General features: G+C 68.5%; 12 protein-coding genes. 4 read left to right on the top strand and 8 right to left on the bottom strand.

Going from position 1 to position 12,509, the window contains the following annotated elements; genetic code table 11:
- Positions 1 to 50: 50 nt before the first annotated feature.
- Together B4M62_RS09200 and B4M62_RS09195 are read right to left on the bottom strand one after the other, a co-directional pair.
- Positions 51 to 1,565 carry a phospho-sugar mutase gene (locus tag B4M62_RS09200; protein WP_290706900.1) on the bottom strand — a complete coding sequence of 505 codons (1,515 nt, stop codon included), beginning with the start codon at positions 1,563 to 1,565 and terminating at the stop codon, positions 51 to 53.
- Positions 1,555 to 2,424 carry a purine-nucleoside phosphorylase gene (locus B4M62_RS09195; protein WP_290706898.1) on the bottom strand — a complete coding sequence of 290 codons (870 nt, stop codon included), beginning with the start codon at positions 2,422 to 2,424 and terminating at the stop codon, positions 1,555 to 1,557. The genes B4M62_RS09200 and B4M62_RS09195 overlap by 11 nt, the downstream gene beginning before the upstream one ends.
- A gap of 66 nt (positions 2,425 to 2,490) precedes the next feature.
- On the opposite strand from B4M62_RS09195, the gene B4M62_RS09190 reads away from it, so the two are divergent.
- A complete protein-coding gene (locus tag B4M62_RS09190) occupies positions 2,491 to 3,198 on the top strand; it encodes an enoyl-CoA hydratase/isomerase family protein (protein ID WP_290706896.1) in 708 nt (235 codons plus the stop codon).
- 4 nt (positions 3,199 to 3,202) lie between these two features.
- On the opposite strand, the gene B4M62_RS09185 is transcribed toward B4M62_RS09190, so the two are convergent.
- Positions 3,203 to 3,691 (bottom strand): gamma-glutamylcyclotransferase, encoded by a 489-nt coding sequence (locus B4M62_RS09185; protein WP_290706894.1) that lies wholly within the window; start codon positions 3,689 to 3,691, stop codon positions 3,203 to 3,205.
- Positions 3,692 to 3,901: 210 nt separating this feature from the next.
- On the opposite strand from B4M62_RS09185, the gene B4M62_RS09180 reads away from it, so the two are divergent.
- On the top strand, positions 3,902 to 5,305 hold the full coding sequence (locus tag B4M62_RS09180) for an NAD(P)H-quinone dehydrogenase (RefSeq protein WP_290706892.1): 1,404 nt from the start codon (positions 3,902 to 3,904) through the stop codon (positions 5,303 to 5,305).
- A gap of 31 nt (positions 5,306 to 5,336) precedes the next feature.
- Here the strand turns inward: B4M62_RS09180 and B4M62_RS09175 are convergent, their stop codons facing one another.
- The 4 genes from B4M62_RS09175 to B4M62_RS09160 form a co-directional block, all read right to left on the bottom strand.
- Positions 5,337 to 5,867 (bottom strand): glycine cleavage system protein R, encoded by a 531-nt coding sequence (locus tag B4M62_RS09175; RefSeq protein ID WP_290706890.1) that lies wholly within the window; start codon positions 5,865 to 5,867, stop codon positions 5,337 to 5,339.
- Between the two features lie 26 nt (positions 5,868 to 5,893).
- Positions 5,894 to 6,388, bottom strand: coding sequence for an SRPBCC family protein (locus B4M62_RS09170; RefSeq protein ID WP_290706888.1), 495 nt, complete (start codon positions 6,386 to 6,388; stop codon positions 5,894 to 5,896).
- 5 nt (positions 6,389 to 6,393) lie between these two features.
- Positions 6,394 to 6,792, bottom strand: coding sequence for an ArsR/SmtB family transcription factor (locus B4M62_RS09165; RefSeq protein ID WP_290706886.1), 399 nt, complete (start codon positions 6,790 to 6,792; stop codon positions 6,394 to 6,396).
- 113 nt (positions 6,793 to 6,905) lie between these two features.
- Positions 6,906 to 7,499 carry a DUF3558 family protein gene (locus tag B4M62_RS09160; protein WP_290706968.1) on the bottom strand — a complete coding sequence of 198 codons (594 nt, stop codon included), beginning with the start codon at positions 7,497 to 7,499 and terminating at the stop codon, positions 6,906 to 6,908.
- A gap of 408 nt (positions 7,500 to 7,907) precedes the next feature.
- Between B4M62_RS09160 and B4M62_RS09155 the strand changes: the two genes are divergently transcribed.
- Positions 7,908 to 9,137: a hypothetical protein gene (locus B4M62_RS09155; protein ID WP_290706884.1), complete on the top strand. Its 1,230-nt coding sequence runs from the start codon at positions 7,908 to 7,910 to the stop codon at positions 9,135 to 9,137.
- Between the two features lie 10 nt (positions 9,138 to 9,147).
- Here B4M62_RS09155 and glpK read toward each other — a convergent pair whose 3' ends face one another.
- Positions 9,148 to 10,662 carry a glycerol kinase GlpK gene (gene glpK, locus B4M62_RS09150; RefSeq protein ID WP_290706882.1) on the bottom strand — a complete coding sequence of 505 codons (1,515 nt, stop codon included), beginning with the start codon at positions 10,660 to 10,662 and terminating at the stop codon, positions 9,148 to 9,150.
- A 26-nt stretch (positions 10,663 to 10,688) separates the two neighbouring features.
- Here glpK and glpD point away from each other — a divergent pair, with 26 nt between their 5' ends.
- On the top strand, positions 10,689 to 12,431 hold the full coding sequence (gene glpD / locus B4M62_RS09145; RefSeq protein WP_290706880.1) for a glycerol-3-phosphate dehydrogenase: 1,743 nt from the start codon (positions 10,689 to 10,691) through the stop codon (positions 12,429 to 12,431).
- Positions 12,432 to 12,509: the final 78 nt, after the last annotated feature.

The raw sequence follows: 12,509 nt of genomic DNA, 5'->3' as shown, positions 1-12,509 counted from the left end.
CTCGGCGCGACCCACGACTGGGTCACGGGCATGTGACTGGGGTGCCGAGCTTAGGCGAGCAGGGCGTGGGCGACCCGTTCTGCAAGAGCGGTCGCGTCTCGGCGGGCGCCGCCGGCATCGACCGTCGCCGAGATCGGGGTGACGGCCTCGACGTAGGCCTTCAGCTTGGGCTCGGTGCCCGATGGGCGCACCAGCGCACGGATCCGGACATCGCCGTCGGCGCCGGCGAACTCGACGGCATTGGTGCGCAGGGCATCGTCGCGACCGGCGTAGTCGTGCATCGAGCAGTCGAGTCCGGTGATCGTCCGCCGTGCGGCGGACCGCAACCCCGCCATCACCGCGTCGGCCTCCGCGGGCGCCCTGAGGCGCACCGACGTCCCGACGGTGGCGTGCACCCCGTGGGTCAGTGACAACTCGTCGAGGAGCAGGTTTGCCGATGAGTCGTCTCGGCGCAGCCGGGCGGCGATCTGCGCCGCCAGTACGGCGGCGCTGATTCCATCCTTGTCGAGCACGGCAGCGGGGTCGACGCAGTGTCCGATCGCCTCCTCGTAGGCGTAGCACAGTCGATCGCCGGTCCGGACCAGCCATTTGAAGCCGGTCAGCGTCCGCACCGAGCGTGCGCCGGCGGCTTGGGCGATATCGGCGGCAAACGTCCCCGAGACGATACTGCTGGCCACGACGGCGCCGGGGACCGCGAGGGTGTGGCACAGCAGCGCGCCCACTTCGTCGCCGGTGAGTTGGCGCCACCCACCGTCGCAGGGGATGGCGAGCGCGCACCGGTCGGCGTCGGGATCGAGGGCGATAGCGAGGTCCGCGCCCACCTCGGCGGCCAGGCGCAGTAGTTCGCCGGTGGCACCGGGCTCCTCCGGGTTGGGAAAGGCGACGGTGGGGAAGTCGGGGTCGGGGGCGAACTGATCGGGTACGACGTGCACGTCGTGGAACCCCGCGACCGCCAGCGCGTCGAGCGCGAGTTGCCCGCCCACGCCGTGCAACGGGGTCAGTGCCAGGCGAAACGGTGCCGCCTCCTCGCCGGCACCGAAACGGGTCGATATCCGCGCCAGGTAGCGCGACCGATTGGCCTGCGCCCGCCGGTCGGGAGGTACGGCGCACCGCGGGATCGTTCCCGGCGCCCGGGTCATCAGCGCCTCGATCTGCTCGTCGATCGGGCCGACGATCTGCGCGCCCGGGGCGTCGGTGCCGACTCCGCCGTACAGTTTGAATCCATTGTCGCCGGCCCGATTGTGCGATGCGGTGATCTGGATCGCCGCGGCGGCGCGAAGATCGCGGCAGGCGAAGGCGACGAGTGGGGTCGGCGAGTGACCGGGTAGCGCGACGACGTCGAAGCCGGCCGCGGCGAGTACCCCGGTCGCGGTGGCAAAGAACTCCGGCGATCCGTGGCGCGCATCGCGCCCGACGACAATGGTGCGGTCAGCACCGTTGCCGCGCAACCATTCTCCAACCGCCCACGCGGCCCGTGCGACCAACTCGACGTTCATCCCGCCGATCCCGGGCTGGACTGGGCCGCGCAGGCCCGCGGTGCCGAAGCGCAGCTCGTCAGCGGTCACGGTAGGGGTTCGGTCCGACCGTCGTGCTCAGTGACGTGACGATCGCGCGCAGCAGTTCACCGATCCGGCCGGCCGCGGCCTGCCCGGACTCGAGGACCTCTGCATGGCTCAGCGGGGCGCCGCTGATACCGGCGGCGAGATTGGTGACCAGCGAGATCCCCAGGACCGCCATCCCAGCGGCACGCGCGGCGATCGTCTCGTGGACCGTCGACATCCCGACGAGGTCGGCGCCGAGGGTGGCGAGCATCGCGATCTCGGCGGGCGTCTCGTATTGCGGGCCCGGAAGGCCGGCGTAGACGCCTTCGGCGAGCGTGCGCCGGTCACCGGCGCCCCCGTCTAGGGCGTCGTGCACGCGCTGGGCCACGGCGCGCAGGGACGGCGAATAGGCGTCGACCATGTCGACGAACTGTGCGCCCACCAGTGGCGAGCGCGCGGTGAGGTTGATCTGGTCGCGAATCAGGACCGGGCTGCCGACCGGATAGGAGCGATTCACCGCACCGGCCGCATTGGTCACGATGATCCGCGTGCAACCGGCGGCGGCGGCGGTCCGTACCGGGTGTACGACCCGCGCGAGGTCGTGACCCTCGTAGGCGTGGGCGCGTCCGGCGAAGACGAGCACGCGCTGGTCGTCGACGTGGATCGAGGTGATCGAGCCGTTGTGCCCGGCCGCGGCGGGTTGGGCGAAGCCGGGCACGCCCGACATCGGCAACTCGGCGATGGGCGGATCGAATGCCGCCGTCGCGGCCGACCACCCGGAACCGAGGATGATGGCGGTGTCGTGGCGGGTGCAGTCGGACTCGGCGGCGATGACGGCGGCCGCCGCGGTCGCCGCAGCACTGGGGTCGGAACTGGGGTCCATGGGGTACACGGTAGTGGCCCCCGGTCATCGCCACCGGCCACCGGCCGGTGGCCTAGAGTTGCGGCCATGCCGTTTCTTCGTGAATCTGATGATGTGTTTGAGCTCTTCCTGGGAACCGAGGGCGTCGAGCTAGACGAGGCCAACCCGGAGAACCGGTTCACCCTTGAGTGGATCGAGCAGGTGAACCGAGCCCTCGACGAGGTGGCGCAAGCGGGCTCGTCGTCGAAGAAGGGGCTGGTGATCACCGCCACCGGGAAGTTCTTCTCCAATGGGCTAGACACCGACTACATCGTCACCGACGCCGACAAACTGCCGTCCTACCTCGACCTGGTCCACGCGGTGTACACCAGGGTGTTGACCCTGCCCGTCGCGACGGTCGCCGCCGTCAACGGCCACGCTTTTGGTGCGGGCGCGATGCTGGCGCTCTGCGCCGACCACCGCGTCATGCGCACCGAGCGCGGCTTCTGGTCGCTGCCCGAGGCGGCCCTGAGCATGCCGTTCACCGCCGGGATGGCGGCGCTGGTGCGCACGCGACTGAGCGACGCCGCCGCGACCGAGGCGATGCTGACGGCGCGACGTTACGGCGCCGCCGACGCCTTGGCCGCGGGAATCGTCGACGAGACCGTCGGAGCCGGCGAGCTCGCGGCCCAGGCCCGCACCGTGGCGGCGCAGCGCGCTGCCACCGCCGGTGCGAATCTCGCGATCATCAAGGCCGGGCTGCGGGCACCGTTGCTGGCGAACCTGGCCATACCGACGCCGGCGTCGCTGCTGTAGGCGGTCAGAAGAGCTCGGTGTCGCCGCCGGGGCCCGGGCCCACATTGCGCGAGTCGTGCAGCTGCAGCCGTTGCACATAGTCGTCGGGTGCGCCGGCCTTGTCGGCCGCGTCGGACATGACGCCGAGATAGCGCGCCGAGGGCAGTCCGCCCTCGAACGCGTCGACGACGTAGAGCCACGCCAGGGTCGCCCCGTCGGTCGCCTCGATGCGGACGCGCAGCTTGCGGTGCACGCCAAGTTCGGAACCCTCCCAGCGGTCGAGCGTGTGCTCATCCTCGTCGGTGACGTCGTAGACGACGACGAAGACGCGCGCGTCGGGATTGTCGCGGTCTTCGACGACAGTCGCCAGCGAACCCTCCCACCCGATGTCTTCGCCGGCGAAGGTCAGGCGCCAGCCCACCAACCAGCCGGTCGCCGACATGGGTGAGTGGGGCGCGCGCATTGCCATCTGCTCGGGATCCATGTTCGAGCCATATGCGGCGTACAGCGCCACGGGCGTCTCCTCCGGACTTCAAGTGACAATGGTGCTGCGCGGGCAGCGAGACAAGCCTAGCGCTGGCCCGCCGATCTGCGTTACCCGCCGATCCCGGTGGCGGGATGGGGCGCGCACCGGCGCCGGGTGCGACAGAATGGGCGTGCGAGAGAATGAGGGTGCACAGTCGGGCAGTCAGCCGCCGTCCTCGGCAAGTCAGGAGAGCACGCAGTGACCAAGATCGTGATCATCGGGGGCGGGCCCGCCGGATATGAGGCGGCGCTCGCGGCGGCGGCGTACGGATCGGATATCACCATCGTCGACGCCGACGGTGTCGGCGGCGCCTGTGTGCTGTACGACTGCGTGCCGTCGAAGACGTTCATCGCCTCGACGGGAATCCGGACCGACGCGCGCCGCGCCATCGACCTCGGCGTCGACCTGCACTATGACAGTGCCACCGTCAGCCTGTCCGAGATTCACCGACGGGTGAAGGAGTTGGCGTTCGCCCAGTCGGCCGACATCAGGGCCCGGCTGCTGAGCGAAGGAGTGCGGTTGGTCCAGGGTGTCGGCGAGTTGATTGATTCTGGCCCGGGCGCCGGGTCGCACCAGGTGTTGGCGCGCTGCGTCGACGGCGGCGAGGAACTGCTCGATGCCGATGTCGTCCTCATCGCGACCGGTGCGCGGCCGCGGATCCTGCCCGACGCCCAGCCCGATGGGGAGCGGATCCTCACCTGGCGGCACCTCTACGACCTCGAGGAACTCCCGACCCACCTCGTCGTCGTCGGCTCCGGTGTCACCGGAGCGGAGTTCGTTCACGCCTATACCGAGCTCGGCGTGCAGGTCACCCTGGTGTCCAGTCGCGACCGGGTGCTTCCCGGTGAGGACGAGGATGCCGCCCTGGTGCTGGAAGACGTACTCGCCGAGCGCGGTGTCCGGCTGGTGAAGAATGCACGTGCGGACAAGGTCGAGCGCGACGGCGACACTGTCGTAGTGACGTTGGCAGACGGACAGACGGTCACCGGATCGCATGTGCTGATGACGGTCGGATCGATTCCGAACACCTCCAAATGCGGGTTGGACCGGGCCGGGGTGGCCACCGACAAGGGCGGCTACATCACCGTCGACCGGGTGTCGCGCACGTCGGTGCCCGGGGTCTACGCGGCCGGCGACTGCACCGGCCTGTTCCCGCTGGCGTCGGTGGCGGCGATGCAGGGGCGGATCGCGATGTACCACGCGCTCGGCGAGGGGGTCGCACCACTGAAACTGAAGACGGTCGCGTCGGCGATCTTCACCCGCCCCGAGATCGCGACGGTCGGTGTCTCGCAGGCCGCGATCGACTCGGGTGAGTACCCGGCACGCACGGTGATGCTGCCGTTGGCGACAAACCCGCGTGCGAAGATGAGCGGCCTGCGCCGAGGTTTTGTGAAGATCTTCTGCCGACCGGCGACCGGGGTGGTGATCGGCGGCGTGGTCGTCGCGCCCACCGCATCAGAGCTGATTCTGCCGATCGCCATCGCCGTGCAGAACAAGCTGACGGTGAGCGACCTCGCGCAGACCCTGTCGGTCTACCCCTCGCTGTCGGGTTCGATCACCGAGGCGGCCCGGCAACTCGTGCGTCACGACGACCTGGACTGAGCGTGCGACGACCCGATCGGCGTCCGGCCGGCTAGAGCCCGCCGGTGCCCTGGTCGTCGATTCCCAGTTCGACGAGGAGTTCGGCCGCCAGGCGCTCGAGTTCGTCGCGGACCGCCACGAGGTCGGTGCCGGCGGGCACGCGAACGTCGAAATGTGCCTCGAACAGCAGGCCGCCGGCCATGGGTGCTTCCCGGGTATCGGTGGTCATCGCCTCGATACTCAGGCCGTGGGAGCGCAGGGCGCCGGACAGCTCGCGGACGATGCCGGGACTGTCGTTGCCGAGGACGCCGATGGTGAGGTGGGTGAATCCCTCGGTGTCGCCGTGACCGTGGTTGCCGGCGTGCACCGAGACCTCGAGTTCGGGTAGTGATCTGGTGGCGATGAGCAGCCCGTCGGCCTGCTCGTCGGGTACCCCGACGGCGACAATCCCGGCGAACTTGCCTTCTAGGCGCGCAAGTTGGCTGCGCTCCCAGTTGCCGCCGTGGGCGGAGATGGCGTCGGCGAGGGTGGAGACGAGTCCGGGTCGGTCATCGCCGATGACGGTCAACACGAGGTGGCGCACAAGGCGAATGGTAGCCGTTGGCTCGATCAGTTGTTGTTCAGCAGTTCGTCGATCTGGTTGATGGCGCCGGTGGCGCCGTCAACCACGCCCATCTCGAGTACCTTGCTGAGCGCCTCCTCGGTGGCGTACACGCTGGTGTACTCGGCGCGGGTCCCGTCGCCGTCGGCGACGAAGCGGTAGGTGTTCGCGGAGGTCGGCAAGTCCGGATCGGCGGTGAAATCGTCGGTGTTCAGGGCGAATCCGTCGTCGAATTCGAAGGCATGGGGTTCGTCGACCGCCGTGACGTTCCAGTACCCGGCGAATCGTTGGCCCTCGGGCGAGGTCATGTAGTAATGCATCTGGCCACCGGGACGCAGTTCGTGGCGGACGAACGTGGCCGGGTAGGTCGGCGGACCCCAGACCTTCTCCAGTTGGCGCGGGTCGGCGTAGATCCGCCACACGCGCTCCACCGGTGCGTCGAATCGGGCGGTCATCGTGAGGGTGCGGTCGGCGAGGCTCTTGGTGACGTCGATGACGGGCATGGGTTTCACTCCTTGTTGGGTTGGTGGGGATTGTTGGGTTGGTGGAGATTGCTGGGTTGCTGGGGATCAGGCGTGTGCCTGTCGGCCGCGAGCAGGGCATCGATGCGCGCGACGCGGCCGCGCCAGATTTGTTCGAGTTCTTCCAGCAGGGCGCTGACCGAACGGATCGCGGAGACTTCTCCCGATGCCAGGGCCTCCCGGCCACTGCGCCGTTTGGTGACCAGTCCCGCCCGCTCTAGTACCGCTACGTGCTTCTGCACCGCGGCGAAACTCATGTCGTATTGCGACGCGAGTGCGCTGACCGAGAACTCCCCGACGAGCGATCGCCGCAAGATGTCGCGTCGAGTCCGATCGGCGAGCGCATGGAACAGTGCATCAACCTCGTCGTCGGGAAGTGCAGTCATGGTCACACGAGAAATATACAACTAAACGGTTGTAGGTTGTCAAGGTTGATCCCACCCGGTTTCGTCCGTGCTGCTTCGACTGGTGTGGGGCGGACGAAAGCAGGGAGGACCGATCACTCGGGCATGCGGGAGATCGTCGCCCGAGTGAAAGCGATGGCCCGGGAACAGATATCTGCGATCGGTGGTGCGGGGACTTCGAAGCTGTCAACAATGGTGTTGATCCCAGCCCTCCGACTCTGCACGCGTGCAACACAGGTGGATGGATTCATGCTGAACACCACGATCTGCCGGCCGTTGATCCACTGATCCGGTAGCCAGTCGAAGAAGTAGTTGACTCGCTTGTACGCGACCAGACTGGGGCTGTTTCCTGCGACCTGCTGCAAGCTCCAAATGGATCCGTGACGAGTGTCCTTCCACACACACCCGCGCGCCGTTTGTCTGTCGACGACTGCAGCATCCCGCCTGGATGACCAGTCCCAGCCTAATTCCTGGACTGCTGGCCGATTGACGTCGCTGCACGGCTCGTAGTCTGTGCCGTCGTTGCCAGGATTCATACGGTGTGAAAATGGTCCGGGGTGTATCGACACGGAGCTTAGGTTTGGGGATGGGGCCCTGACAGGTTCGCGAGGCGTTCCGGTCACCGTGCATCCGGTGATTGTGACCGCGGATAGGACGACTACCCACAGGCGAAATGCACTACCTTCCAATGAACTGTTCTCCGACTTGATCCTGCTCAACTATCGCTGACGCTCCGGTTGTGCACAGGCCTGCCAGGTGTGATGCCGCTATAGCCTGTTCCGCGAGTCGATGGCGCCAACTCGATGGACCGGATGCGACTGTATTCGAGAGCCCGATGTAGATCGGTGATGCTTCTGAGCAGCCCATTCCGAAGTAGTTGGACGCAAGCACCGTGGAGATGATTTGGCCGCACTCCCTCAACTCCTCGGCCGCCCATTTGGCGACTGTGGCGCGTTGCGCCCAGGCGTCGGCTTCGCAGCGCAGGGTGGTGCAGGGTTCTGGACTCACGGGACCTCCGGTGGCGGGGATGGAACTGCCCTTTCCATACTTGGACGCAGTGGGTGGCCGTTCGGTTCCATCGGATTTCGCTTGGTGTCGTGGTGGAACCGTTCACGGTCCGGGTGCGTCTAACAATTGTGGCTCCTGGGGGACGGACGCCGTGGTCGGCAATCGACTTGTCGGCCATCGCGGATATGGCGGATTCGATGGGCGCCGAGCAGGCGGCCGCCGATGCCGCCGCGCTGGTGGCGGCGATCGAGCGGGCGCAGGCGGTGGCGCGCCGGGTTGAGGCGGTGTTCGCGTCGACGGCGAGCTCGCTGGCCGGGGCCGCGGCGGCGGCGAGCGGGCGGGCGGCGAGTGCCGTCGCGGCCGATGTTGTGCGGGCGGCGGCGGTCGCCCGGTCGGCGAGTAGCGCGTTGCGCGGAGTGGCGAACGCCCTCGCCGCGACGAAGGCGAAGGGACCGGCGCTGCGGGCCGCGGCGCAGGAGTTGGCGGCGGCCGACTTGCGGCCTGACGAGGTGGCCCGAGTTCGAGAAACCGTCGCCGGTGCGATGAATGCGGTCTACAGCGATCCGATGCTCGCGACGTCGACACCGGTCGGTGATGCGCCGCGACGGTCGGTGCCCTACGACGGTGCGGCAGCCGTGCTAGCGGGGCCGTCAGCCGCGAATCAGGGCGGCCAGTTCGCCGCGACGCTCGGCCGGGTGTCGCCGAGTGCAGCGCGCGGCACACCTGCCGCGCCGGGCCCTGCGGGTAGGAGTCCGAAACCGATGTTACCGCCGGTGGGCCGGCCGCCGGCGACGGATCAGGCGGGCCAGGTACGGCCACCGGGTCCACCTGGGTCATCCGGCCCGCCCGCGGCGGCACACCGGCCGGTCGGCGGATCACCGGCGGGAGTCGGGCCGAACCCGCCACCGGGCGGCCCGGTCCCCGGTATCGGCGGCCCGAGGCGCCTCGGGGTCCCGCTCGGCGGCAGGCCGGGCCGGGTGGGCGGCGGGCCGGTCGGTGGGCGCCCCGTCGTCGCACCGAACCCGCCGCGCCCGGGTGCGCCTCGACTCGCGCAAACTGCGACGCCGGGATCGCCCGTCCCCGCTGCTCTGCCGCGTTCGGCGGCGAGCCCCGGAATGCGCGGCGGAATGCCGTACGCCCCGCGGGCAGGACGGACGGAGGAGTCGGCGGACCGTCGCCCCGCGCCCTATCTACGGGTGCGGGAGAATGCCGAAGCGGTCGCCGGCGAGTTGCCGCTGGTGGGGCCGGCCGTCATCGGCGAGCCGGAACCGGTACCGGATCCGCCCGGCGATCCCGATTCGCCGGCGCCGCGCCGATAGCGGGGCGCCGCTACGCCAGGTCGAGGCTGTGTTCGACGGCCCGGTTCCACTCGGAGTAGAGGAGGGCGCGCCGATCGTCGGGCATCTGTGGGAGCCACCGCTTGTCCTCGGCCCAGTTGTCGGAGATGTCGGCGCTACTCCAGTATCCGACGGCGAGTCCGGCAGCGTACGCGGCGCCGAGCGCCGTTGTCTCGCTGACCACCGGCCGGATCACCGGCACGCCGAGCAGGTCGGCCTGGAATTGCATGAGGAGGTCGTTGACGACCATCCCACCGTCGACCTTGAGGGTGGTCAGCGTGACGCCGGAGTCGGCTTCCATCGCCTCAATGACCTCCCGGGTCTGGAACGCACTGGCCTCCAGCGCGGCCCGCGCGAGGTGACCGCGGTTGATGAACCGGGTGAGTCCGACGACGACGCCGCGGGCATCGGGACGCCAGCGCGGCGCGAACAGTCCGGAGAAGGCTGGGACGATGTAGGCGCCGCCGTTGTCGTCCACCGACGCTGCGATCTCCTCCACCTCCGACGCAGATGAGATCAATCCGAGGTTGTCGCGCAACCATTGGATGAGCGATCCGGTTACCGCGATCGACCCCTCCAGGGCGTAGCACGCGGGGGCCTCCCCGATTTGATAGCACACGGTGGTCAGCAGCCCGTGATCGGAGAAAACCGGCTCGTTGCCGGTGTTGAGCAACAGGAAGTTGCCGGTCCCGTACGTGTTCTTCGCCTGCCCGGGGGACAGGCACGCCTGCCCGAACGTGGCGGCCTGCTGGTCGCCGAGGATACCCGCGAGGGGTACGCCGGGTAGGGAGCCTTTGGCGCGCAGCGGCGCATATACCTCGGAGCTGCTGTGGATCTTCGGCAGCATCGACATCGGGATGCCGAAGTCGGCGCAGATCTCGGCATCCCAGTCGAGGGTGCGCAGATCCATCAGCATGGTGCGCGACGCATTGGTCACGTCGGTGATGTGCTCGCCGCCGTTGACCCCGCCCGTCATGTTCCACGCCAGCCACGAGTCCATGGTGCCGAAGCACAGGTCGCCGGCCTCGGCGCGGGCCCGCACCCCACTGACGTTTTCGAGCAGCCACACCAACTTCGGCCCGGCGAAATAGGTTGAGAGCGGTAGGCCGGTGCGCGCGCGATACCGATCGGGCCCGGCGTCGCCGGCGAGCCGCTCACACAGCTCGGCGGTGCGAGTGTCCTGCCAGACGATCGCGTTGTACACCGGTACACCGGTGCGGCGGTCCCAGACGACGGTGGTCTCGCGCTGATTGGTGATGCCGCACGCGCGGATATCGACCGGTTTGACGTCGATCGACGCTAGCGCTGAGGCGGTCACGCGCCGAACGTTGCGCCAAATCTCGAGGGCGTTGTGCTCCACCCAGCCGGGCCGCGGGAAGATCTGTTCGTGTTCAACCTGTTCGGAGCCGGCTGGCCGGCCGCGATGGTCGAAGAGAATTGCCCGGGACGACGTGGTTCCCTGGTCGATCGACACGACGTATCCGCTGCTTCCCGCCACGTCAGTCATCTTTGCACGCGGTAGGCTCGGCAACTGTGGATACCGAGTGGGAGACTGATCGACCGGCGGACCTGAGTTCGCAATACCACGCTCATGCGTGGGAACGATTGGGTTCTGAGCAGTACGACGTCGTCGTCGTCGGCGGTGGCGTCGTCGGGGTGGGGGCCGCACTTGACGCGGCGACGCGCGGCCTGCGGGTCGCGCTGGTGGAGGCGCGCGACATCGCATCGGGCACGTCGAGCCGATCGTCGAAGATGTTCCACGGCGGCCTGCGCTATCTCGAGCAGTTGGAGTTCGGGCTCGTCCGCGAGGCCCTGCGCGAGCGCGAGTTGTCGCTGCGGCTCCTCGCGCCGCACCTGGTGCGCCCGTTGCCGTTCCTCTATCCACTCACCAAGCGATTTTGGGAGCGCCCCTATGTCACGGCCGGGCTGTTCCTGTACGACCAGATGGGCGGTGCCAAGTCGGTTCCCGGTCAGCGTCAGGTCACCCGTTCGGGGGCGCTGCGCGCCGCACCGGCACTCAAGCGCAACTCGCTTGTCGGCGGGATCCGCTATTACGACACCGTCGTTGACGACGCGCGACACAGCTTGACCGTCGCGCGCACCGCCGCCCAGTACGGGGCCGTTATCCGGACGTCGACGCAGGTCGTCGGTTTCCTGCGTGAGGCCGACCGGGTGAAGGGGGTGCGCGTGCGCGACTCCGATACCGGGGCGGTCACCGAGGTGCGCGCCCATTGCGTCATCAACGCCGCCGGGGTGTGGACTGATGAGGTGCAGGCGCTGTCGAAGCAGCGCGGTCACTTCCGGGTGCGCGCGTCGAAGGGGGTGCACATCGTGGTGCCGCGTGATCGGATCGTCAGTGAGACGGCGATTATCCTGCGCACCGCGAACTCGGTCTTGTTTGTCATCCCGTGGGAGACACACTGGATCATCGGCACCACCGACACCGACTGGAACCTCGACCTTGCCCATCCCGCCGCGACGCACAAGGACATCGACTACATTCTGGACCGCGTCAACGAGGTCCTCGTTTCGCCACTGACCCACAACGACATCGAGGGTGTCTACGCCGGTCTGCGCCCGCTGTTGGCCGGGGAGGACGACGAGACGTCGAGTCTGTCGCGTGAGCACGCCGTGGCCACGGTGGCGCCCGGCCTGATTTCTATCGCCGGCGGCAAGTACACGACCTACCGGGTCATGGCCGCCGATGCGGTGGACGCGTGCAACGACTTCATCCCGACGCGGGTCGCCCCGTCGATCACCGAGCGCGTGCCGCTCGTCGGCGCCGACGGCTACTTCGCACTGATCAATCAGTGTGAGGGTTTGGGTGAGCGGTACGGACTGCACCCGTACCGGGTACGTCGGCTACTCAATCGGTACGGCTCGCTGATCGACGATGTGCTGCGCTGGGCCCAGGACGATCCGTCGCTGCTGGAGCCGCTGGCGGCCGCGCCCCAGTATCTGCGCGTGGAGATCGTCTACGCGGTGCGGAACGAGGCCGCGCTGCATTTGGAAGATCTGTTGGCCCGGCGGACCCGCATCTCGATCGAGTACTCGCATCGCGGCGTCGACTGCGCCGCCGAGGTGGCCGGTCTGGCGGCGCCGATTCTCGGCTGGGATGAGGCGTCGACGGCGTTCGAGGTGGCCAACTATGTGGCGCGGGTCGAGGCGGAGATCGCCTCGCAGCAGCAACCCGACGACGACTCGGCGGATGCGTTGCGCGCCGCGGCACCGGAGTCGCGCACCGAGATCCTCGAACCAGTTCCGGTCCCGGACTGACTGCGGCGGTCAGAGGACCTTCTCCTCTGGAAGGGCGGTCGACCTGCGCGTAGGCTCGGTCTGACCACGAATGCTGCG

This window comes from Gordonia sp. UBA5067, assembly GCF_002414845.1.
Lineage (GTDB): Bacteria > Actinomycetota > Actinomycetes > Mycobacteriales > Mycobacteriaceae > Gordonia > Gordonia defluvii.
The sequence above is the reverse complement of the archived record's forward strand: the minus strand, read 5'-3'. Positions and strand labels throughout refer to the sequence as shown.